Below are 1,043 nucleotides of genomic sequence, written 5' to 3'. Positions count from 1 at the left end.
GACCCCGTAACTTCGGGAGAAGGGGTGCTTTCTTAACGGAAAGCCGCAGTGAATAGGCCCAAGCGACTGTTTAGCAAAAACACAGGTCTCTGCGAAGCCGTAAGGCGAAGTATAGGGGGTGACACCTGCCCGGTGCTGGAAGGTTAAGAGGAGCGCTTAGCGTAAGCGAAGCTCTGAACTGAAGCCCCAGTAAACGGCGGCCGTAACTATAACGGTCCTAAGGTAGCGAAATTCCTTGTCGGGTAAGTTCCGACCCGCACGAAAGGTGTAACGATTTGGGCACTGTCTCAACCAGAGACTCGGTGAAATTATAGTACCTGTGAAGATGCAGGTTACCCGCGACAGGACGGAAAGACCCCGTGGAGCTTTACTGTAGCCTGATATTGAATTTTGGTACAGTTTGTACAGGATAGGCGGGAGCCATTGAAACCGGAGCGCTAGCTTCGGTGGAGGCGCTGGTGGGATACCGCCCTGACTGTATTGAAATTCTAACCTACGGGTCTTATCGACCCGGGAGACAGTGTCAGGTGGGCAGTTTGACTGGGGCGGTCGCCTCCTAAAGTGTAACGGAGGCGCCCAAAGGTTCCCTCAGAATGGTTGGAAATCATTCGTAGAGTGCAAAGGCATAAGGGAGCTTGACTGCGAGACCTACAAGTCGAGCAGGGACGAAAGTCGGGCTTAGTGATCCGGTGGTTCCGCATGGAAGGGCCATCGCTCAACGGATAAAAGCTACCCCGGGGATAACAGGCTTATCTCCCCCAAGAGTCCACATCGACGGGGAGGTTTGGCACCTCGATGTCGGCTCATCGCATCCTGGGGCTGTAGTCGGTCCCAAGGGTTGGGCTGTTCGCCCATTAAAGCGGTACGCGAGCTGGGTTCAGAACGTCGTGAGACAGTTCGGTCCCTATCCGTCGTGGGCGTAGGAAATTTGAGAGGAGCTGTCCTTAGTACGAGAGGACCGGGATGGACGCACCGCTGGTGTACCAGTTGTTCTGCCAAGGGCATAGCTGGGTAGCTATGTGCGGAAGGGATAAGTGCTGAAA

Annotated in this window: 1 rRNA gene; it reads left to right on the top strand. The window is 54.7% G+C overall.

What is annotated here, in order from left to right:
• Window positions 1-1,043: ribosomal RNA gene (locus ACFWRT_RS37605) — 23S ribosomal RNA — on the top strand; the annotation flags it as partial.

Source organism: Streptomyces cyaneofuscatus, assembly GCF_042718795.1.
In the GTDB taxonomy this organism is placed as follows: domain Bacteria; phylum Actinomycetota; class Actinomycetes; order Streptomycetales; family Streptomycetaceae; genus Streptomyces; species Streptomyces cyaneofuscatus_A.
This window is presented reverse-complemented; position numbering and strand designations above follow the sequence as displayed.